Raw genomic sequence first — 21,992 nt, 5'->3', positions numbered from 1 at the left:
ACAGTGGCTGCCCAGGGCATATTGAAGCGCCACTATCTCCGGGAAGGCGTACGCATCGTGACAAATTCTTCAGCGCCGGTGGGATGAATCCCGACCGTATTATCAAAGTCTCTTTTGGTTAATCCTGCGCGCACTGCGATGGCAATTCCCTGGATGACTTCCCCCGCGTCGTCACCGACCATGTGGGTACCGACAACCACATCGGTCGCATCATCCACCACGAGCTTCATCAGGGTGCGTTCCTGGCTGCCTGACAGCGTATGCTTCATGGCTCGAAAGTCAGTGCGATAAACGCGGATGGCGCCAAATTGCTCCCGTGCAGCTTCTTCCGAAAGGCCGACCGTGCCAATGTTGGGGTGGCAGAAAACGGCCGTTGGCACGCGGGTGTAGTCCAGGGGAGCAGGCGCCGGGCCACCGAAGTGGTGGTCAGCTAATTGCATGGCTTCCGCAATGGCGACCGGGGTCAGCTCGGGCGTATCAATCAGGTCCCCAAGGGCAAGAATTGACGGGACCTCAGTTTCAAAGCGTTCATTGACCGATAGCTTGCCCTGCTCATTTAGCGAAAGGTCTACCGATTCCAGGCCCAGTCCGGACACGTTGGCACGGCGCCCTGTCGCAGCCAGAACGGCATCCACTTCAAGAGTATCCCCATTGCTGAGCGCAACCTGGTAGCCAGTGTCAGTTTTCTCGATTGTCTCGATATTGGTATCAAAATGGAGATGGACACCTTGGCGGTCCATTTCCTGACGCGTGAACTCACGCACCTCGTTATCAAAGCCTTTCAGGAATAGGTTGCCGCGGTAGATCAGATGCGATTCGCTGCCTAGCCCATTAAAAATACTGGCAAACTCAACGGCAATATAGCCACCGCCTAGCACCAGGAACCGCTCCGGCAGACGTTCAAGATCAAAAATCTGGTTGGAAGTCAGGGCATGCTCATTGCCAGGGAACGTCGGTACCCAAGGCCAGCCGCCGGTAGCCAGAAGGATACGCTCGGCCGTCACATGCTGCTCGTCGCCCTGCTGATCGGTAATCACGACCGAGTGCTCACTGTTCAGGCGGGCTCGGCCGTTATAGAGGTTGACGCCTGCGGTCTCAAGCAAACGCTGATAGATGCCATTGAGTCGTTTGATCTCGCTGGTTTTATTGTCCCTTAGCGTCGCCCATTCAAAACGCGCCTCGCCAGGCAGTTGCCAACCGAAACCACTGGCATCATCGAACGCGCTATGGAAATGGGACGCATAGGCATAAAGTTTTTTAGGCACGCACCCCACGTTGACGCAGGTGCCGCCTAGATAGAGATCCTCTACAATGGCGACGCTGGCCCCCTTGGCAGCGGACATGCGTGCAGCCCGCACGCCGCCGGACCCGGCGCCAATCACCAATAAATCGTAGTCGTAACCTGCAACCTCTGACATTTCAAACTCCTATATCGTCAACGCGGCGAATGTTGACCCGCTGTCGAGAGAAGGTTAAAACCTTCCTCTGATTAATGTACGTGATGGCTGCCATGATTAACGATGAGCATGCCGGACGTAATGATGAAAAAATTAAGTAATCGGAGACCCAATGTCTGACCCTATTGAGACGTTACTAGAGAACAATCGCGCCTGGGCGAAGCGCATGTGCGACGAAGACCCTGATTACTTTAAACGACTCTCCGAGCAGCAAAATCCTGATTATCTCTGGATTGGCTGTTCCGACAGCCGGGTGCCCGCCAATCAGATCATTGCTTTGCCCCCTGGCGAGGTATTTGTCCATCGCAACGTCGCCAACCTACTGCATCATACCGATATGAATGCACTTTCAGTGGTGCAATTTGCTGTGGATGTGCTCAAGGTCAGCCATATCATGGTGGTTGGGCATTACGGCTGCGGGGGAATCAAGGCAGCGGTAATGGGTGGCGAATGCGGCGTCGTCGACTATTGGCTACACTCGGTTCGCGAGCAATACAATCAACATCGTCGTTCGCTTGAACATCTCCCGCTTGACGAGCAAATTGACCGCATGTGTGAGCTGAATGTAAAAGCGCAAGTCAATAGCCTGTGTCGCACCAAGATCCTTCAACGTGCCTGGCAGCGTGGGCAGCAGATTTCGGTTCATGGTTGGGTCTATGGCTTGAGCGATGGACACGTAAAAGACCTCAATTGCACCATCAACGGCCTTGAACAAGTCGAAACGTTATACCGCATTGACCGTCTTCAGACCGATGATTGACTGCCTCTCGCCCGCGGGTTCTGCGCGGGCGACAGTAACATCCAGCAGGTTATCCGATAGGACAGCTGACACCCGTACCCTTGATGCCACAATAGCCATTGGGGTTTTTGTATAGATATTGCTGATGATACGCCTCAGCATAATAAAAAACGTCCAATGGCTTGATTTCAGTGGTGATATCGCCTTTTCCAGCGGCGTGAAGTGCCTCCTGAAATACCTTGGCACTTTCCTCGGCTGCCTGATGCTGCGCCGTTGTCGTCGTGTAAATCGCTGAGCAATACTGAGAGCCAACATCATTACCCTGGCGGTTTTTCTGGGTAGGGTCGTGCTGCTCCCAGAAAACATTCAGCAATGTTGCCAGTGAGACCTGGCTCGGGTCGTAAATAATTCGTACGGCCTCGGTATGGCCGGTACGCCCCGTGCAGGTTTCTTCATAAGTCGGGTTGGGTGTTTGCCCCCCGGCATAACCTGCCGCCGTCACATAGACCCCCGGCAAATCCCAGAAAAGACGCTCCACGCCCCAGAAACAGCCCATGCCCACAACCAGTTCCTCAGTCTCTGAAGGAAAAGGCGGGTGCAGAGAGTGGCCGTTAACGGCATGGTGATCACTGGTCGCAATGGGTGTCTCGCGACCCGGCAGAGCGAGCTCCGCCTGGCGAGTGGCATTATGGGTGTCAAATATAGACATGCTGCTTACCTCATTGCTGATCGAAAATAGTTGGGTTACCAGAACGACTGAAGGTGTAGATCAGATCGACTGCCTGATTGGCCCCGGAAACCGCCTGTACATAAAGGTTGCGCCACAAAGTGTAGCGTAACGTTAGTTCTGCAATGGGTGAAAAAATTCCCACCCCGTAGCTTATCCGGATATCGTCAGTCAGTTGCCCACTCAATGCCACCTGGCTATCTTCACCGGAACCTGCCGTATCCAGCGTCAAATCGTCGATGCCAAAGGCCTCGCCAATAGAGCCAACCGCCCCGCCCGTGCGACCCAACGACATGCCAATCAGCGCGGTGGTTAAAGCGCTGTCGACACCACCGCCTGAAGCCTCCGGGGCTCGCCCTCTCAACACGTAGGAAAGCGCACGGCTCTCATTCATGGGGGGCTCGGAAAAAATGGCAATATTAGGCTGTTCAGCATTACCCGTTACACGAAGGCCGGCAATGACATCGTCTTGGGTCACATCCGGGTTGCGTATGGCCTCAAAGTCGAGAATGGGCAGCCCAGGTGGGCCACTGAACAGCAGTTGGCCGCGGCGAATGAGCAGGTCCTGGCCAAATGCCTGGAAGCGTCCGTCGATCAGGTTGACCTCGCCAAATAGCTGTAGCGAACCGCTATCCTGACGAACTTCTAATGTACCTCCGAGCCGAGATTCCAGCCCATAAGCTGAAATCATCATGTCGCGGCCTAACGTCAGGGTAATTAACACATCCAGCTCCATGCCATCACTGGCCAGCTCATCCGCCGCACTGGGGCCGTCTTCTCCACGTTCTGCCTGGCGGCGTGCCTCCTCGGCCGCCTGCCTATCCTGGCGCTCGGTAATAATCACTTCATCGGGGCTGGGTGAGATGGCAGACGACGGCAGGTCTCCCACTTCTAGCCGTGCCCATGGCAAGTCAACATTGCCGCGGACTTGCAGTCGCTCGGGAGTGACCCGGATACGAATATCCGGGGCGGCTTCCAATCGCCCAAACTGCGGTAATACCACCAGTATGGGTGATTGGGTTGCGTTGAGGTTTACGCCCACTCGCCAGTCATCATCCGCTGGCCAGTTGGCATTCCCGTCAATATCAAGCTGGCCTCGCTCGGCTGCCAGGAACCCATCAATCGTCCCTTCTTCGCCCTCGAACGTTATGTTCACCTCGCCATCTTGTACATCGACAGGAATATCGGGGCCATTTACCTGGATGCCAAGCAGCGCAAGCTCGCCCTGCAAGTCCGGCTGAGTGGTGGTGCCAGAAATATCGATGCGGCCATTCAAATCCCCCGCAAGCTGCTCAAGGGATACCACCATGGGCCGATACGGAGCCAGTGATACGCCATTGGCTTCAAGCGAGCCGGACAGCTCCCCCGCGCCGAGTGGGTCCAAGACCGATAGCGCAAGTTCGATATCCCCCGCCTCTTCAAGCGATAGCAGCACCCTGCCATCCGCCTCGGCCTGTGTGGCGGATACCTGAGTATCCAATGAGATACGCGGCAGCTCAACGGGCTGGCCATAATCATTAACCGCCGTGACTGCCAGTTCGCCTAGCACCTCGACATCGGCTTGCCAACGCTGGCCTCCCTGGCTCCATTGGGCGGCCAGGTCCGCGGTTGTATCACCATCGACCTGCCATGCTTCGGGTAACCAGGGTTCCAGCGCTTCGATAGGAATATCACGCACGCTAAGCGCCGCTTGCCCCTGGTCAGGCGATGCGACCGTCGGTTGGTCAGCGCATACCCGGCCACCCTGCTCGCGAACCAGGCAAAACGGCGTCAAACGGGCCTCACTGCTGGCGAGATTGAAAACGATCTCAAGCGGATCTTCCAGTCGAATATCGCCTGCCTCGGTGTCAATTTCCAGCGGTGTCAGACGCGCCTGGTAGCGCTGAGCAGCCTGGTCGAACTGACCACTGAGGCTGATCAAGGCGCGTTCCAAGGCGCCGTTCGGCTGACCATCCACATTGATCTCCAGTTGATGCGATGACAGGCGTCCATCCAGCGTTAGATTCGCTGCAGCCAGCGACTGACCGCCGGCAACCAGATTCTCGAGTGCCAATGAAACATCCAGTTGTGGATCTTCCAGCCCTTCCACATTAGCGTTCAGGCGCAACTGTTCAATGCGGTTTTGGGCAAACCGCAGCACGTCGCCGTTGAGCGTCGCTTGAAGCTGGGGTTGCTCCAGGCTACCCCGAGCTTCAATGTCGCCGCGGATCGTACCAGCAAGATCAGGGGAAAGCGTTTGCAGCTCGCGCAGATCAATATCGGCGTCCACGGCAAGCGCGTCAGGCTGAACCGAACCGCTCGCCGACAAGCGATTCTCACCCTGACGAAAGCGCAAACGCTCAATGTTGGCCTGCAAGTCACTGTTGGCATCAAAGGCAGCATCAAGCTGCAGTGGGTAGTCACGCAGGTCACCGCTCAAGCTTAAATTCGGCACATCGACCAACCAACGTGTGTCTTGCTGACGAACGGTGAAAGCGAGTTCGCCGTCGATATCGCCTTCTAACTGGTCAATAAACAAGGCGGGATCAAATTGCTCGAGCCCAACCCGGGCATTAACCGTCAGCGGCGCCGTCCAGTCGACACGGCCTTCGCTTGTCAGTTGACTATCGCCTGCGACGAGCGTCAATGGCTGCCAGATGAAATGTGCCGTATCGCCTTTTCCGTTCACCGTGATGTCGGTTTCGGGCAATCCAGGGCCCTGAGCCTTCAAACCCAGCTGTAGTTGATAAGCGTCGAGGTTACCGCTGGCCTCCAGGTCCATATCATTGATGACAAACCCCTCACTTGAAGAGGTTTCTTGAGGATTTTCGTTAATCGCCGCATTGGCCGGCAGCGGCCATGTCAGCTCATTACTTTGCAGGTGCGCCTTAAAGGGGAGCACCGGGTCCAGGGCATTCACCTGGCCTTCCAATGACGCGTTAATGGCCCCTTCCGCGTCAAACTGTGCCGTCAAATCGCTTAGATTTCCCGACAGATCCAGTGTGAATGCCTGACCCTTCAGTGCCGGTAACGGTTCCTCCAGAAACAGTGTGGTTTCAGCCCGTAATTCCAGCGGATAGTCGTCACGCAGTGCAACATTACCCGCCAGGTTAAACGTTGCATCGGCAGACGACACCGCGAAGTGTTCGATTACAATGTCATTACCCTGGGCTCCAACCCCGAGACTTAATCGTTCGACGAGATAGCTGAAGCGACCCGCCACCTCGATATCATTAACCGTCAGCGTAGCGAGGTGAATATCGACAGGCAGACGAACCTCGGGCAATTCGATGGGAGAGCGATCTGAGGCTACGGACTCAGTGGTCGCGCCAGTCGTTTCTGCAGGTGGATTTTGTAACGCGATCGAGGCATCAATAGCCGCAGCGGTTAACCCTATTTCACCCTCTGCTGGCGCCAGGCGTGCCCCCACTGACGGCGGCAAATAAAGCCGTGGGTTTTCCCAGTGCGTCGGGGCAATATCAACCTGTCCGGCGCTTGCACTTAACGAGGTGCGAAAAGAGGTCCAAGCGAACCGGGTCCCATCAGGTAGTTGCAGGGCGACATCATCCAGCACCAGTTCCCTGAGCTCGACGGGAAAGGGAAAACGGAATGGAGACGTGCCCTCTGAACCTGCCGCCTCTGCGGGGGCTTCTTCATCACCGCCGCCGCCAGACAGGCGAATATCAACGCCTTCCAGGCGTAGCGTATCCAGGCACAGCTTGCCGGACAGGACACAGTCATCCGCCCATGCAAGCTCAAGCTCGTCAATCCGAACCTCTGCGCCTGGGGCGTCAAGCCGGAAACCGCTAAGCCGGAACTCATCGAGTACACCGCCCACGTGTTCTTCGACGCTGAACCAGCCGCGATCCTGGCCCTGGGATAGCAATACGCCGGTTCCCCACGGTGACAGCGCGACCCCCAACAATAGCGCTATGGCGCCAAACAGCCATAGTGGGAATAGCAACACCAGCCGCAGCATACTCCAGCACAGTAACCACAGGCGGTAGCGACGTGATAACGCTCGGCGACCAGTCGCAGGCGTTTGCTTAGCTTGAGACACATCGCTCTCCTAGAATTCGGGTCCAATCGAAAAGTGCAAACGCCAGTTATCGTCGGCGTCGTCAAAAGGATGCGCCACGTCCAAGCGAATAGGGCCAACCGGGGACACCCACCTAACTCCTAAGCCCGCGCTTTTTTTCAGATCAGCGGGGCCCCAGTTGTCAAAGGCATCCCCGGCATCGATAAAGGCGGCTCCCCACCATGCACCGGTCACGCGGCGCTGGTACTCGAGGCTAGAGGTAAGTTTTTGCTGGCCACCACGCAGTTTGCCTTCATCGTTACGGGGCGAGAGTCCTTCGTAGGAATAACCGCGTACGCTGCGATCGCCGCCGACAAAGAACCGCAGGGACGGGGGAATCTTATCGAAATTTTGGGTCTCGATGGCCCCGACACTGACGCGTGCCAAAAAGCGGTTATCATCGCCGTAGGTGCGAATCCATTCGGTGTCACCCGTTAGGCGTAAAAACTGGGCGTCCGATCCCCAGACCGGATCAGAGTACTCCACCGAAAACTGCTGGCGGTCCCCCCACAGAGGAAAGCGCTGTGGCCTGGTGCGCGTACGTGACCATTGAATGCCGGGGTAGAATAACCACACTTGATCGGCCTCCCCCCCTTGGTTGAAATCCTCATAGGTCGTTCGAAAGTACAGCGACTGTACCCAGTCATTGTCGAACTCCCAGCGCCGAGCGATTTCAACGGTACCTTCCAGCGAGTCGGTATCGCTGTCATCGACGTTGCGGACACCGTATTGAAGGCGATAGCTATCACGCAGCGGGTCTTCGAGGGGAACGTCGTAGACGCCGGTAAAGCGCTGCTCAGGCGCTGACAGGTAGAGATCGTGATCCAGGCTATGGCCATAGCGGTTGATCCATGGCTGGTCCCAGCCGAACCGTAACCGTGCGCCTACGTCAGTGGCGAAGCCTATGCCTGTTTCAAACTGGTGCCGATTGGCAGGCTCTACACTGACATCGATGGGCAGGGCTGTGTCGTCGGTTTGTTGCGTGCTCAACGCGCTGGCAAGTGCGGCACTGGTAATCCTTGGCCGCTCAGGCTGCGATTCGGTTGCCGATACCCACCATGGGTCACCACCACCAGGTGGGGCGAGTGTCAGTTCTTGGGCAGTTTCCAGGCGTGGCTTGACGGATACTGAGCTAAACCATCCGGTCTCGGCAAGACGTTGGTTAAAACGCGCAAGGGATTCAGCCAAATAAGGTTCATTCACCTGGTACGTGCGCATCTGCTGCAGACGTTCGGGTTGAATGTGGCTCCCAGTGATCATCGTCTTGCCAAACCGGTAACGCGGGCCACTGTCAAAATCCATATACAGCCGGGCACTTTGCAAGTAGGGGCGAACTTCCATTCGACGCTCAGTAAATCCCCAGTCGAAGTAGCCTCGTTCAATCGCCAAACCGGAAAACTCACCCCGCAGTCGATCCCAGGGCGCGTGGCGCAGGGTATCTCCCACTTTCAAGGGGAATCCCGCCAACGCCTCATTGAATGGCTCATCCTGAGCGGCGTCACCGAGTATGTTGATATCCAGTGTTTCGATGGTGACCTGGGGGCCTGGCTCAATGGTCAGGTGTGGATTACCCTCCGCTGGTAAGTCGATGGAAATATCGGGTTCATAATAACCGTAAACGCGCATCGCTTCCTGGGTGCGTTGGCGGATTTCACCCACCAGACGGCTTTCGGTGTACTCGTCTCCTTCGAGATTCTGCAGATAGGCGCGAATATTGCCCTCTACCTCATCTTCCACACCTTCAAGCGTCGCGCTCAGTGCCCATACGGCGGGTGCAGCCATCCCCAGCGGCAATGTTACCAAGTGTGCGATGACCGCTGCTGAAAGCCACTGCCGTTGTCTTCCCATACATTTTCCCTAACCTAATCATCGGCGTGCTGCCTTTCAGCAGGTCGTGTCAATTAACGCAACATTTCAAGTTGTGCACTGAATGCCAGTTGCGCTTGGCGAACCTGGCGTAAATCGTTTTCGAGTTCATCCAGTCGCTGTGACAATCGACTCTCTAGTGTTTCGTTGTCGCTCTTTGCACTCTCTAGCTCACTTAGCGATGCTTCAAAGCGTGACCATTTCTCTTGTCGCTCGGCGTCGCGGGCACTGAGGCGTTCGTCAATATCGTTCGCCAAAGCGGCCACTGACGTCTCCAACGCTTCCAACTCTTCGCGGCTTTGAGCCTCTACATGAGCGATTTCCTCGGTTAACGATCTACGCCCCGATGTCCCAGCTTCTTCCAACGCATCCAGCGACGTGTGTATGGCGGCAAGCTGGCTATCGCGAACAGCCGCTCGCTCGCGCTGCTCCTCCAGTCGCTCAAGCAATGGATCAATGGTGTCAGTGGCAACAGTGCTTTCATTTTCGGTAAGTACGTCGTAAAGCTCATTACGAGTATCCGTTAGCGCTATCGACAATTGTTCCTGCTCTTGGAACAAGGTACTCATCTGAGCTTGGACAAAGGTTAACGTATCTTGTACATCACTGTCACCCGAGTCTAGTCTAGCGTGCATGTTCGATACCTCACCACTGACCCGCTGCAACTCCTCCTGAAGCCGCTCGCGCTCGAGGTACAGACCAATCGCGGCCGCCACCAACAGGCCAATCAACAAAAACATGCACAGCCAAAGCGGCCATAGCGAAGGCCCCTTACGATGCTTGACATGCTGCGATGCAATACTCTGATCGGCATCCGGTACAATGCGCGAAGATGGGGCTCTATCGGACATGCAGTTTCCTCACAACGACGTTGGATCGGCGCGCCGACCTATTCCTCGATACTGTAACCCACAGCTGGCCACAAATTCAGGATCATAAATATTTCGGCCGTCCAGTATCAGCTTATCGCCAAGCTGTGAAGCCAAGTGTTTCCAGTCTGGATTCCAGTAGATTTTCCATTCTGTTACCAACATTAACGCATCGGCATCTTCACAGGCATCGTACGGGTTATCGACAAAGGTAACCAAATCATTCCTTGGGCCAACGGCCGCCATTAATGCAGGCGTGGCCGCAGGGTCGTGAAGCTTGACGTGAACCCCTTGCGCCCAGAGGGCGTTCAATAACGTCAGTACCGGCGCATGATCAATACGTGCTGTGCCTGGCTTAAAAGCGGCTCCCCAGATGGCAATCGTCTTCCCTTCAAGCGCGCCGCCGTAGTAGGACCATAGCTTTCTGAATAATGTCTCTTTCTTCTGTTCATTGATATCCAGCACGTGTTCAAGCAATGCAGACTGTCGCCCGCTGGCGACCTGCACGTCGGCAAGCCTCATCAAATCCCGCGAGAAGCTTGGCCCGCCAAACCCACAGCCTGGATAAAGGTATTCATACCCGATACGTGAATCGGCCCCCATTCCCTGCCTTACATGCTCGACATCAACGCCCAGGGTATCTGCCAGCCCCGCAATTTCGTTCATGTAGCTGATGCGCGTGGCCAACATGCCGTTAATGGCAAGCTTGGTTAACTCAGCGGCACGCGTGGGCATCACCTGAAAAGCATCACGGCGTCGATTGAAGGCTCTCAGTAACTCTCTTAGCTTTTGCTCGGCCAGTTGATCATCACAACCCAATAGCCAACGGCCAGGGCGTGTAAACGACGCCCAGGCTCGCCCTTCTTCCAGCGTATCTGGCAAGGCAACGCCCAGAGCGCACTCCCCTGTCAGGCGCTGTAACCGTTCGGTATCACCGACCGGGAAGGTCGAGTTATTGACCAGTATGCTATCGGTCTGCCATCTCAGCGCGGGGTGCTGCAGCAAAGCGGCTGCCGACTCGCGCTGTGATGGTGAGAGTGCTAACCACAGCACATCGACAGCCAGATGCGTTTCCGGCTGGGCAATAACCGTTAAAGCGCCACTCTCCAGAGCTTGCTGTATCTGCTCAACGAGTTGTGGTTCGCGGCGTAGCCAATCCTCGTTGAGGAGCGTCGACCACGGTGTATCTCCATGAGGAAGCCATGCCACCACATGGCCCACAGAGGACAAGGCCGCCGCCGCGGTTGCGGTGCTTAATTCACTACCGTACAGGAGCACCCGCATCGATTAGGCTCCCTGATGGTAGCGCGCGAGCAATGCTTTAAACTCATCACCCAAGTCAGGGTGCCTGCGTGCATAGGCCAGCGTTGCCTCCAGGTATCCCAGTGGTTGTCCGCAATCGTACGTCGTCCCTTGCATACGATAGGCCTGAACGCCCTGCTGCTCACGAAGCGTTTCAATGGCATCGGTGAGCTGAATTTCCCCACCGGCGCCGGGTGGCGTCTTGGCAAGAATAGGAAAAATCGCGGCGGGCAAGGCATAGCGGCCGATGACCGCCAGATTCGAGGGAGCCTGGTCACGCGCCGGCTTCTCAACCATGCCAACCAGGTCGGCAGAGCTGGCGGGAGCCGGCACATCACCTGCGGGGGCAACAATGCCGTATTTTTCCACAAGCTCCCACTTGACTTCCTCGACCATCAGCTGAGCGGTGCCCTGCTGGTCGTAAGCCTCGAGCATTCCTTGCAGATCGCTGCGCGGGGTGTCGCTGTTGTCCACCAACACATCCGGCAATAGCACGGCAAAGGGTTCATCGTCGCCAATAACTGGCTGTGCGCAAAGTATGGCATGTCCCAGTCCCAAGGGCTCACCCTGGCGTATACTGATGATATTGACGTCATCAGGCACCATTTCCCTGAGCGAGGCCAACAGATCATGCTTCCCCTTTGCTTCCAGGCTCGCCTCTAATTCAGCATGGGTGTCGAAATGGTTTTCGATGGCGCCCTTATTACTGCTGGTGACAAACACGATATCGCGAATACCTGCGGCAATTGCCTCCTCGACCACGTATTGAATGACTGGCCGATCCACAATGGTGATCATTTCCTTGGGAATGGCTTTGGAAGCGGGCAGGCAGCGGGTACCGAATCCCGCAACAGGCAATACAGCCTTACGAATCATAAGAGGTCCTTTTCATGCGTTCCGGCTCAGGAGTGGTTAGAATGCCTATCATACTGAACGCGCGTTGGGTTTCCAGTTCGCCGTTACACTGCAAGTATCAGGCCACGGTCTTTCCCATGCTTGCTCAATGTTGATGGAGTCAAAACATGTCAGCGACACCAAAGGATAGCATTGCTCACCAATACCAAGGCAATGTTGATAACGCCGAAGTGGCGAAATTTGAAGCACTTGCCAGTCGCTGGTGGGACCCGCAGAGTGAATTTAAACCCCTGCACGATATAAATCCCTTACGACTCGACTTTATCGATGCCAGGGCAGGATTAGCGGGCAAGAAAGTGCTGGATGTTGGCTGCGGCGGCGGTATTTTAAGCGAAGCCATGGCCCGCCGTGGTGCAAAGGTGACCGGTATTGACCTGGGTGAAGCACCCTTGGGCGTTGCCCGCCTGCATGCTGAAGAGCAAGGCGTGACGATTGATTACCGCAACATCAGCGTGGAAGCACTGGCGGATGAACAGCCAGGCCAGTATGACGTCGTCACCTGCATGGAAATGTTGGAGCATGTTCCTGACCCGGCGTCGGTCGTGCATGCTTGTGCGGCCTTGGTGAGACAGGGTGGCTATGTGTTTTTCTCTACCCTTAACCGGACGCCGAAATCCTACGCCTTTGCCATTCTCGGTGCCGAGTACGTGCTGAAGCTACTGCCTCGGGGAACGCACGACTATGCGAAATTCATCCGCCCCTCGGAAATGGCGAGTTGGAATCGGCATAGCGGTCTGGAAGTGCGCGAACAGATCGGGCTGACCTACAACCCCCTGACCCGACGCTATCGGTTGACCGAAAACGATGTCTCGGTCAATTACATGATGTATTGCCGTAAGGTGCAGGCATAATGCCTGTCTGCTCATCGCCCCGTGCCGTGCTGTTTGACCTTGACGGCACCCTGGTGGATACCGCGCCGGACTTAGCTGTCGCCACCAATGCATTGCGTCAACACCACGGTTTGACACCGCTACCGTTCGCCACGATTCGCACCCAGGTGTCAAATGGCGGTAACGCCTTGGTGAGCCTGGCGCTGGGCAGTGATCTTGGCGTTACTCATCAGGCAGAGGCTCGTCAGTTTCTGCTGGACGCCTATGAAGCCTCGGTTGCGGTTCACAGCCGGGTATTTTCACCTCTGGATCAATGGCTCGCTGAATGGCAATGCCAGGAACGCCCCTGGGGAATTGTCACTAACAAACCCCGTCGCTATACCACGCCGTTGCTCGAGGCCTTGTCGCTGACGCCGGGTGCCCTGCTTTGCGCGGATGATCTGACCGTCAAAAAACCCGATCCCGCTCCGCTGATCGAGGCCGCTCGGCGATTAGGTGTCAAACCACAGCATTGCTGGTATGTCGGCGATCATCTCAGAGATATGCAAGCCGCCAGAGCAGCCGGCATGACGGCGGTGGCGGTTGGCTACGGGTATATTGCGGAAGGCGATGATTATCGTCTGTGGCCAGCACACTGCTGGTATCAGCAGTGTACTGAGCTGGTCGATGCGCTGCCTGATATCGCTTGAACACCCCTCAAAGGTCAAGTCTGCTTGGGGGGTTGGGCATCGATTTTCTGACCATGGGTGCCTGCGCTATCGGGCCCCATCAACCACAGGTACGTGGGCATAATGTCATCGGGGGTACGCAAGTTGGCGGGGTCTTCACCAGGATAAGCATTACGCCGCATTTGCGTCCGGGTAGCGCCTGGATTAAGGGTGTTAATGCGCAGGTGGGGCTCACTATCCAATTCGTCGGCCAGTACCTCCACGAACCCTTCGGTGGCAAATTTGGATACGGCGTAGGCCCCCCAGTAGGCACGGCCTTTGCGGCCGACACTGGAAGAGGTAAAGATGACCGAGGCATCGTGGGAGCGTTGCAACAACGGCAATAGCGCCTGGGTCATCCAGATGGGGCCATTGATATTGACCTGCATGACCTGCTCCCAGAGTGCGGCATCGTACTGCGCAAAAGGGGTAATACGACCCAGTAGACCGGCATTGTGCAGCAGACCGTCCAGACAGCCGAACTCTTTTTCGAGGGTGTCGGCCATGTCGTGAAAATCCTTGAGCGTGGCGCCCTCAAAATTGAGCGGAAAAATGGCCGGTTGAGGGCCTCCGTCCGCCTCGATTTCATCGTACACACGCTCTAACTTGGCAATGGTGCGGCCAAGCAGGATCACGGTCGCACCATGGCGGGCGTAACTTAGCGCCGCCGCACGCCCTATGCCGTCACCTGCGCCAGTGACCAACACGACACGGTCACGGAGCAAATCGGGCGCTGGCTGATAATCAATTTTACATGTCATCGCAGACCCTCCTGGCGGCTTTTGCCATCAACTGCCCTGGCGAAGAAAATCATCGGCCAGCCCCGCCGCACTGCTTTGTGGATAATCATCCTGCACTTTTTCGAGGAACGCACGACTTTCTTCCGCTTCGCCCTGCCGGGCCTTGACCAAGCCAAGCTTGTACAACGCATCCGGCACCTTGCTGCTACCATCATAGTTGTCAATCACGCGGGTGAACGCTTGCTCGGCGGCATCCAGTTCGCCTTCCGCTGCATACAGCTCACCCAGCCAGTAATGGCCGTTGGCGGTCAAGCTGGTATCGGGATAGGCTTCCACAAAGGCTTCAAAGGCGGCGATGGCTTCGTCGAAACGGCGCGCCTGTACATGTGCGAAGGCGTCCTGATACGTCTGCCGCGCATCCTCACTCACATCGCTTGGTGAGGGAGTATTGGCAACTTCCTCGGCGGCGTCAGGCTCCACCTCGGGTGTCGATTCCTCGATTTGACTCTGCCCAATGCTCATCAGGCGGTCTTCAATATCAAGGTATTGCTGCTGTGATTGGCGGCGAAGTTGCTCCAATTGGTGACGCAGCTCTTCAATTTCACCACGAAGACGCTGAATTTCCTGCTGGTGCTCCTGCACCGTGTTGAATAAGACGAGGCTTCCATTGGAGCCTCCGCCCTGGGTCTGGGCTTGTTCATAAAACCCGCCGCCTGAACCTGAAAGGTCTTCGACAACGGGCTGTTGGGCAACACTGGCAAGGGGCAATACGGATAACGGGAGCACTAAGGCTCCCGCACCGCACAGCCTCTCAATGTAACGCTTGAGACTGTGATTCATGATGACTCCAAAATGACGAATCCTAATGCGTGTTGATTATCACGCGGGTCATCAATAATTGAACACAACGCGACGGTTTTGTGAATATGCAGCCTCGCTGCTACCACGTTCAGCCGGACGCTCTTCCCCATAGCTCACCACGCTCATTTGCGAGGATGAAACGCCTTGAATGTTCAGAAAGCGCTCGACGGCGTTGGCACGGCGTTCACCGAGGGCCATGTTGTATTCACGGGTACCGCGTTCATCGGTATGCCCGTGCAAGACGACGTTGACATCCGGGTTTGAACGCAGATAGCGCGCGTGGGCCATCACGACAGATTCGTATTCGCTTTTAATCGTGTCGCGATCGTAGTCAAAATAGATGGTTTTGACATCCGGAATACGCGAGTCGGCCTGTTGACTGCGATCAGCGCCTGATGTGGCGCTGCCATACTGACCGCTCGTTCCGGTGCCCGAGGTGCTGCTGGCGCTTCCATCACGGCCATCCTGGCTGCCGTATGAATCACCGTCTTGAGTGCCGCCGGTGCTTGAACAGCCTGCGATAACGGCGATAGAAAGCGCGACTGCCAATGAGCGAGCCAACGGTTTAAGTTGCATAATCAGACTCCTTGCCTGAAAACATGAATGGATTTCAGTTGTTTAAAAACGGTGACCATGCGGGGTCACGCACATCACCTTGGGCAGCGGGCAACCTGAATGACGAACGGCCATCGGCAGAAACGGCACTCAGCACCCCGTTGTTACCCTGTTGGGTAGCGAAGATTACCATGGTCCCGTTCGGTGCAACACTGGGTGATTCATCACTAGTGGAATCACTCAACGTGACCAGGCGACCACTGTCGATTTCCTGACGTGCGACTTGAAAACCACGGTCAGAACGGTGGATCAAAAACAGGTTTTCGCCATCCGGCGAGAAACGCGCCCGAGCGTTATAATTACCCGTGAAAGTCATACGCTCCGTTTCACCGCTACCGAGCGTATGCTGATAAATTTGCGGCCCACCGCTACGGTCGGACGTGAACACCAGACGGCGACCATCCGGCGACCATGCAGGTTCGGTATCGATACTGTTGCTATCCGTAACGCGAGTGAGCGAACGGTCGGCGATTTCCATGACATAAATATCGGGCTGACCGTCTTTTGACAAGGACATGGCCAACCGGCGGCCATTTGGCGACCAGGCAGGTGCACCGTTAATCCCCTCAAACGATGTAATCCGCGCACGATTACCGCTACTCACTTCCTGAATATAGATCTCCGGGCGTCCACTCTCGAAAGATACATAAGCAAGCTTGCCACCGTCCGGTGACCAGGCAGGTGACAAGATGGGCTGGTCGGACGTCAAAATCTGCTGGCTATTGCGCCCGTCTGCGTCGGCTACGTACAGGCCATAGTCGGTGTTATCGCCAACCCCTTGCGCGGTGACATACGCAATTCGCGTCGAGAAAGCACCGCGAATGTCAGTAATCTCCTCAAAAATCTGGTCGCTGATATAGTGCGCGGCACCACGCAGATCATTTTCACTGGCCGTCACGGTTTCGCTCATCATGCGCCGCTGGCCGCTGATGTCCATCAGATCATATTGGATTCGATAGCCAGTGTCTGTCCGTTCGGTTCTGCCAACGACCAGATAACGAACATCCAATGACCGCCAGGTGCTGTATTGAACATCCTCTGCCTCGTTGGGTTGCTCAAACATCGAACCGCGATCCAGGGGATCAAAAAAACCGCTGCGATCAAGATTGTCATGAATGATTTGTGCCACGTCTTCGGGCATACCCTCTGGACCCTCGAACGGCACCACGCCTATGGGTAGCGCCTGATCACTGCCGCGGGTAATTTCGATGGTTAAATTGGCGCTAGCAACTGTGCTCATTGCCAGCAACAGACAGAATAGCCATACCTTGCTTATGGTGTGCATCAGCGAACATCCCCCGGGGTAAATCGCAGATTGAATTGACGTAAATTGCGCTGCTGTCCAGCCGGCAGCTCACGCAGCTCAACGAACGGTGCTGCATGTTCGATTGCCTGCATCGCCGATCGATCAAAGTTGCCATCGCCGCTTGACGATACCACCGACGTGGTCAGCACTTCGCCTGACGGCCCTAACCTGACTTCAAGCGTAGCACTCATCGAGTCGCTTGCGTCTGACGGAATTATCCATGCCTGCTCGACGGCGCGCTTAACAATCGTCAGGAAGCTATTGGCGGCTTGCTCGGCTTGTTGTGCTGCAGCAGCGGCCTGGGCTTCACCTTCCAACTGTCGCTGCATTGCGGCTTCTGCCTCTTCCTGAAGGCGCTGTTCTTCGGCTTCGCGTTGACGCTCGGCCTCGGCTTCTGCCTCTTCCTGGCGGCGTTGCTCTTCGGCTTCCCGCTGACGCTCGGCCTCGGCTTCTGCCTCTTCCTGGCGGCGCTGTTCTTCGGCTTCCCGCTGGCGCTGGGCCTCGGCTTCTGCCTCTTCCTGGCGGCGCTGCTCTTCGGCGGCCTCCTGACGGCGTTGCTCTTCAGCTTCCCGCTGACGCTCGGCCTCGGCTTCTGCCGCTTCCTGGCGGCGCTGCTCTTCAGCTTCCCTTTCACGTTCGGCTTCAGCTTCGGCTGCCTCCTGGAGGCGTTGGGCTTGCGCTTCTGCTTCTGCCCTGGCAGCTTCCAGGGCTTCTTCGGCAGCAGCAGCTTCAGCCGCTTCCTGTGCAGCCTGTTCGGCAGCGGCCTGCTCTTCGGCGGCTGATGTATCGGGTTCTTCTATTGTCTCCTCAGCTTCCTCAGCCCCCTCCATGGCAGCTGACTCATCATTGGCCTGCTGGGCCCGGTTCGTGAACGCCTCTGTGCTGATCAGGGTTGCCTGTACAATAGAAGAGGAATCTGGCTCGGCGTCACTATCTGGCCATTCAACCAACGAGAACAACACGATCAGCAGGTGCACGGCAATCGCAAACACCGCTGGCCAAAGGTAGCCAATATCTTGAGGATCACGAGGTTTTTTTACAGCCATGCCCTGTGCGTCCTTACTCATTCTGTGGTGGCTCAGAAATGAGCCCCACATTGGCCACGCCCGAGCGCTGCAGATTACTCATCAACACGACCACTTCACCATAAGCCACATTCTGGTCGCCACGAACCATCACCGGCGTGTCAGGCTGCTGCTCTATAATAGCGCTAACCCGGCGAGTGATATCATCAGCAGAGACCTGGGTCGAATCGTCTCCGAGGCTAAGGTAGTACTGTCCTTCGCGATCGATGGAAATAATGATCGGGTCGTTGTCTTCCTGACTTTCTATTGGCTCTGAACTGACCTGGGGCAACTCAACGTCCACTCCCTGATTCAACATCGGAGCGGTAATCATGAAAATGACCAGCAACACCAGCATGACATCGATAAAGGGGACAACGTTGATTTCACCCATAGGCTTACGCTGTCCGCCGCGTTTAAACGGTCCTTGCATGGGGCAACTCCCTTAGCTTGACGCGCTGTCGCGCCCTTGCAGATTGCGGTGCAAGATAGCGTGGAACTCTTCAGCGAAATCCTCGTACTTGCCCAACAAGCGACTGGCGTTGTTGGAAAGCCGGTTGTAGAAAATCACGGCAGGTATCGCGGCGAAAAGGCCCATTGCCGTGGCAATCAATGCCTCTGCGATCCAGGGGGCGACCGTTGCCAATGTGGCTTGCTGGGTCATGGAGAGCGATTGGAAGGACCCCATGATGCCCCACACAGTGCCAAACAGGCCTATATAGGGGCTGGCAGAAGCCACTGTCGCGAGAAAGACAAGATGCTGGGTCAGGCGGTCTTCCTCACGTGACCATGCGACGCGCATGCTGCGCTGAACACCTTCCAGAACCGTTGTGGTATTACGGGTCTTGGGCATCAGGCGATTGAATTCACGAAAGCCTGCCTGAAAGATATGTTCAGCCCCGTGGCGGGGATCGTCAGCAGGGATTTCACGGTAAAGCTCATTCAAATCAACGCCTGACCAGAACGTTTCTTCAAACTGGGTATATTCTTTTTGCGCACGGCGCAGGGCGATGCCGCGTTGAAAAATCACCACCCATGAAAGAATGGACCCCACTGTTAATAGCAACATGACCAGCTGAACAACGACGCTGGCATTCATAATCAGGTGTGGAATAGACATGGCATTATCGTTCACAAGTGCCCTCATCAATCATCAGTAATGTGGTGTTAGGTGCCCGCATCGTGCGTTACATAAGCGATTTGAGCGCAGACGGCCATGCCATAGGGCGCAGATCCTGCGCACTCAAGCACGCTATCTCGACCGTGGCGGCGCAAAGACGTTCATTTTCCCGCCATACGTGCTGCTCAAATGTCATCCGGCAGCGGCCAACACTGACGACATCGGCACTTACGTCAAGCGCATCGTCTAGTCGCGCAGGCTTGGTGTAATGACAGGACAAGCGATATACCACTAGCTGAGTGCCTGCGTCCAGCAACGTTTTCTGGTCGATCCCCAGGGATCTCAGCCATTCACTGCGGGCACGTTCCATAAACTTCAGATAGTTAACGTAGTAGACAATCCCCCCCGCGTCTGTATCTTCCATGTAAACGCGGACCGGGTAACGCGGCGACTGGTTCATGAACGCTGCTCTCCCTGGGCCTCGATGGACGCCTCATGGGGAACACGCTCAAAATGCAACCAGGCCTGCCGCGTGACGACGCGCCCGCGAGGCGTGCGCATCATCAGTCCCTGCTGGATCAAATACGGCTCGATGACGTCTTCAATGGTATCGCGTTCCTCACCGATGGCGGCTGACAGTGAATCGACACCTACTGGCCCGCCGTCGAATTTATCGATCATTGCCAATAACAGCCTGCGATCCATATGGTCCAACCCATGGTGGTCCACATTAAGCATGTTTAGCGCCGCGTCTGCCAGACTTGCATCCACGGTGCCATCGCCCTTCATTTCGGCATAGTCGCGGACTCGGCGAAGCAAGCGGTTGGCAATTCGCGGGGTGCCCCTTGAGCGACGGGCAATTTCAACGGCACCGTCATGATGAGTTTCAACGCCAAGCAGCTTGGCTGAACGGGTCACGATCTCTGTCAACTCGGTCAGGTTATAAAACTCCAGCCGTTGAACGATGCCAAAACGATCACGCAACGGCGAGGTGAGGAGCCCTGCTCGAGTGGTGGCGCCCACCAACGTAAAGCGCGGTAAATCCAGCTTGATCGAGCGTGCAGCAGGCCCCTCACCAATCATGATATCGAGCTGAAAATCTTCCATCGCCGGATACAGCACTTCCTCGACAACGGGCGATAAGCGGTGGATTTCATCGATAAACAGGACGTCCCCAGGCTCCAGGTTGGTGAGCATGGCCGCCAGGTCACCGGCCCTTTCAAGCACCGGGCCCGACGTCGACTTGAGCCCCACGCCCATTTCCGTGGCAATAATGTTGGCCAAGGTGGTCTTGCCCAAGCCTGGTGGGCCGAACACCAATGTATGGTCAAGGCTATCTTCACGCAGCCGGGCGGCCCCAATAAAAATTTCCAACTGCTCGCGAACGCGGGGTTGGCCAATATAGTCCTGGAGCCGTTTAGGGCGAATCGCATGGTCAATGCGACCTTCACCCTGCTCTGGCTCAGCGGCAATCAGTCGATCGTGCTCTAGCATAAGCGTTCATTTACGTCCTTGGTTGTACGCGTTCAGCCCTTCATGCGCTGGGTAAGTGCCGCCTTGATGAGGGCCTCGGTCGACTGAGAACCATCAAGGTCGGCCAGCATTTTCGTGGCCTCGGTCGGTTTGTAGCCAAGACTCACGAGCGCCGACTCGGCGTCCGCCAAGCTGTTTCGGTGATGAGTAGCCTGTCCATTGGCGGCTTCGAGAGGAAGCGTGGTATCGCGGCCATTTTCCCACTCAGGAAAGCGGTCACGCATTTCTATGATCAAGCGCTCGGCGGTTTTTTTACCCACGCCTGGAAGTTTGGTGAGCGCCTTGCTGTCATCATCGCGCACACAACGCATAAAAGCGTCTTCATCCATACCCGACAAGATGGCCAAAGCCAGTTTGGGCCCCACGCCATTCACTTTGATCAGGGCGCGAAACAGGGCACGTTCATGCTCGCGACCAAATCCATATAGCAGATGGGCGTCGTCACGTATCGTGAGATGAGTATATAAAAAAATGCCTTCACCCACCGGCGGCAGCGCTACCAACGTTGTCATCGACGTTTCCAGCTCGTATCCCACGCCATGTACATCCACCACGATCCAAGGCGGCTGCTTCTCAATTAACTGGCCTTTAAGCCGTCCAATCATATCTATGCTCGCGCTAAGCCAAACCAGTCGCCACTATAAAGCCACTCTGTACAAGTGACCAGTGGTTGACGGCTGATTATCAGAGTCGCCAGCGCCCGGAGGAACGGCGACGCCCTCCTCCTTGCGTGGTTAGCGCCTTGGGTCCTTGGCTGGCGTAGGCATGGGTCAGTGCAATCGCCAGTGCATCGGCCGCATCCGCCTGCGGTGAAGCCGCCAGATGCAAGATAGCCGTTACCATATGTTGCACCTGCAACTTATCGGCGCCGCCCTGACCGGTTACCGCCTGCTTGATCTGCCGCGCGGCATACTCATCAACTGCCAGACCATGGTTGGCCATACAGACCAGCGCCACCCCTCTTGCCTGCCCCAGTTTGAGCGCTGAGTCGGGATTTTTGGCCATGAAAACGCGCTCAATGGCTACAGCATCTGGGCGGTGCAATCCGACCACCTCCCCTAGCCCTGCGTAGATTTGAGCCAAACGCTGCTCGAGCGGACCTTCAGCGGTACGAATGCAGCCGCTAGCAACATACCGGGGAACAAGCCCTACCAGCTCAATGACACCATAGCCGGTAATGCGCGAACCAGGGTCAATGCCCAGGATACGCAACGGATTGGATAAGGCAGGTGTCTGCATATAACTGCACTCAAGTCGTCCAAACAAAAACACCGACGCCTGGGC

General features: G+C 56.2%; 21 protein-coding genes. 3 read left to right on the top strand and 18 right to left on the bottom strand.

What is annotated here, in order from left to right; genetic code table 11:
• Positions 1–32: 32 nt before the first annotated feature.
• Positions 33–1,418, bottom strand: coding sequence for a glutathione-disulfide reductase (gorA, locus tag B7L15_RS08505; protein ID WP_085918559.1), 1,386 nt, complete (start codon positions 1,416–1,418; stop codon positions 33–35).
• A 151-nt stretch (positions 1,419–1,569) separates the two neighbouring features.
• On the opposite strand from gorA, the gene can reads away from it, so the two are divergent.
• Positions 1,570–2,217, top strand: a complete 648-nt coding sequence (gene can / locus B7L15_RS08500) for a carbonate dehydratase (protein WP_085918558.1) — start codon at positions 1,570–1,572, stop codon at positions 2,215–2,217.
• Positions 2,218–2,266: 49 nt separating this feature from the next.
• Here the strand turns inward: can and msrA are convergent, their stop codons facing one another.
• The 6 genes from msrA to galU are packed head-to-tail and all read right to left on the bottom strand — an operon-like array spanning position 2,267 to position 11,893.
• Complete coding sequence (gene msrA, locus B7L15_RS08495; protein WP_085918557.1) at positions 2,267–2,905, bottom strand: peptide-methionine (S)-S-oxide reductase MsrA; 639 nt, start codon at positions 2,903–2,905, stop codon at positions 2,267–2,269.
• A gap of 10 nt (positions 2,906–2,915) precedes the next feature.
• Positions 2,916–6,962, bottom strand: coding sequence for an autotransporter assembly complex protein TamB (gene tamB, locus B7L15_RS08490; RefSeq protein WP_369596853.1), 4,047 nt, complete (start codon positions 6,960–6,962; stop codon positions 2,916–2,918).
• A 9-nt stretch (positions 6,963–6,971) separates the two neighbouring features.
• Positions 6,972–8,828 (bottom strand): autotransporter assembly complex protein TamA, encoded by a 1,857-nt coding sequence (gene tamA, locus B7L15_RS08485; RefSeq protein ID WP_085918555.1) that lies wholly within the window; start codon positions 8,826–8,828, stop codon positions 6,972–6,974.
• A 53-nt stretch (positions 8,829–8,881) separates the two neighbouring features.
• Positions 8,882–9,697: a hypothetical protein gene (locus B7L15_RS08480; protein ID WP_085918554.1), complete on the bottom strand. Its 816-nt coding sequence runs from the start codon at positions 9,695–9,697 to the stop codon at positions 8,882–8,884.
• A gap of 9 nt (positions 9,698–9,706) precedes the next feature.
• On the bottom strand, positions 9,707–10,999 hold the full coding sequence (locus B7L15_RS08475; RefSeq protein ID WP_085918553.1) for a nucleotide sugar dehydrogenase: 1,293 nt from the start codon (positions 10,997–10,999) through the stop codon (positions 9,707–9,709).
• A 3-nt stretch (positions 11,000–11,002) separates the two neighbouring features.
• On the bottom strand, positions 11,003–11,893 hold the full coding sequence (gene galU / locus B7L15_RS08470) for a UTP--glucose-1-phosphate uridylyltransferase GalU (RefSeq protein ID WP_085918552.1): 891 nt from the start codon (positions 11,891–11,893) through the stop codon (positions 11,003–11,005).
• Between the two features lie 146 nt (positions 11,894–12,039).
• On the opposite strand from galU, the gene ubiG reads away from it, so the two are divergent.
• Complete coding sequence (gene ubiG / locus B7L15_RS08465) at positions 12,040–12,783, top strand: bifunctional 2-polyprenyl-6-hydroxyphenol methylase/3-demethylubiquinol 3-O-methyltransferase UbiG (protein ID WP_085918551.1); 744 nt, start codon at positions 12,040–12,042, stop codon at positions 12,781–12,783.
• Positions 12,783–13,451, top strand: coding sequence for an HAD-IA family hydrolase (locus tag B7L15_RS08460; RefSeq protein ID WP_085918550.1), 669 nt, complete (start codon positions 12,783–12,785; stop codon positions 13,449–13,451). Before ubiG ends, B7L15_RS08460 begins: the two co-directional genes overlap by 1 nt.
• Positions 13,452–13,465: 14 nt before the next feature.
• On the opposite strand, the gene B7L15_RS08455 is transcribed toward B7L15_RS08460, so the two are convergent.
• From B7L15_RS08455 to ruvC, 11 genes are all read right to left on the bottom strand, one after another.
• Positions 13,466–14,230, bottom strand: coding sequence for a YciK family oxidoreductase (locus B7L15_RS08455; RefSeq protein WP_085918549.1), 765 nt, complete (start codon positions 14,228–14,230; stop codon positions 13,466–13,468).
• Positions 14,231–14,257: 27 nt separating this feature from the next.
• Positions 14,258–15,049: a tol-pal system protein YbgF gene (gene ybgF / locus B7L15_RS08450; RefSeq protein WP_085918548.1), complete on the bottom strand. Its 792-nt coding sequence runs from the start codon at positions 15,047–15,049 to the stop codon at positions 14,258–14,260.
• 51 nt (positions 15,050–15,100) lie between these two features.
• Complete coding sequence (gene pal, locus B7L15_RS08445) at positions 15,101–15,646, bottom strand: peptidoglycan-associated lipoprotein Pal (RefSeq protein WP_085918547.1); 546 nt, start codon at positions 15,644–15,646, stop codon at positions 15,101–15,103.
• A gap of 34 nt (positions 15,647–15,680) precedes the next feature.
• Complete coding sequence (gene tolB, locus B7L15_RS08440) at positions 15,681–16,970, bottom strand: Tol-Pal system beta propeller repeat protein TolB (protein ID WP_085918546.1); 1,290 nt, start codon at positions 16,968–16,970, stop codon at positions 15,681–15,683.
• Positions 16,970–18,037, bottom strand: coding sequence for a cell envelope integrity protein TolA (tolA, locus tag B7L15_RS08435; protein ID WP_085918545.1), 1,068 nt, complete (start codon positions 18,035–18,037; stop codon positions 16,970–16,972). Before tolA ends, tolB begins: the two co-directional genes overlap by 1 nt.
• 13 nt (positions 18,038–18,050) lie before the next feature.
• Complete coding sequence (gene tolR, locus B7L15_RS08430) at positions 18,051–18,488, bottom strand: protein TolR (protein WP_085918544.1); 438 nt, start codon at positions 18,486–18,488, stop codon at positions 18,051–18,053.
• Positions 18,489–18,500: 12 nt separating this feature from the next.
• A complete protein-coding gene (tolQ, locus tag B7L15_RS08425) occupies positions 18,501–19,175 on the bottom strand; it encodes a protein TolQ (RefSeq protein ID WP_233337408.1) in 675 nt (224 codons plus the stop codon).
• 67 nt (positions 19,176–19,242) lie between these two features.
• Entirely contained in the window at positions 19,243–19,635 is a 393-nt protein-coding gene (ybgC, locus tag B7L15_RS08420) for a tol-pal system-associated acyl-CoA thioesterase (protein WP_085918542.1), read from the bottom strand.
• The gene (ruvB, locus tag B7L15_RS08415) at positions 19,632–20,669 is read right to left on the bottom strand and encodes a Holliday junction branch migration DNA helicase RuvB (protein WP_085918541.1); all 1,038 of its coding nucleotides are present in this window, start codon (positions 20,667–20,669) and stop codon (positions 19,632–19,634) included. Before ruvB ends, ybgC begins: the two co-directional genes overlap by 4 nt.
• Positions 20,670–20,701: 32 nt before the next feature.
• A complete protein-coding gene (gene ruvA / locus B7L15_RS08410; protein WP_085918540.1) occupies positions 20,702–21,313 on the bottom strand; it encodes a Holliday junction branch migration protein RuvA in 612 nt (203 codons plus the stop codon).
• A gap of 79 nt (positions 21,314–21,392) precedes the next feature.
• Positions 21,393–21,947 carry a crossover junction endodeoxyribonuclease RuvC gene (gene ruvC / locus B7L15_RS08405; RefSeq protein ID WP_085918539.1) on the bottom strand — a complete coding sequence of 185 codons (555 nt, stop codon included), beginning with the start codon at positions 21,945–21,947 and terminating at the stop codon, positions 21,393–21,395.
• Positions 21,948–21,992: the final 45 nt, after the last annotated feature.

This window comes from Halomonas sp. CSM-2 (assembly GCF_002119345.1).
Taxonomy (GTDB): domain Bacteria; phylum Pseudomonadota; class Gammaproteobacteria; order Pseudomonadales; family Halomonadaceae; genus Vreelandella; species Vreelandella janggokensis.
The sequence above is the reverse complement of the archived record's forward strand: the minus strand, read 5'-3'. Positions and strand labels throughout refer to the sequence as shown.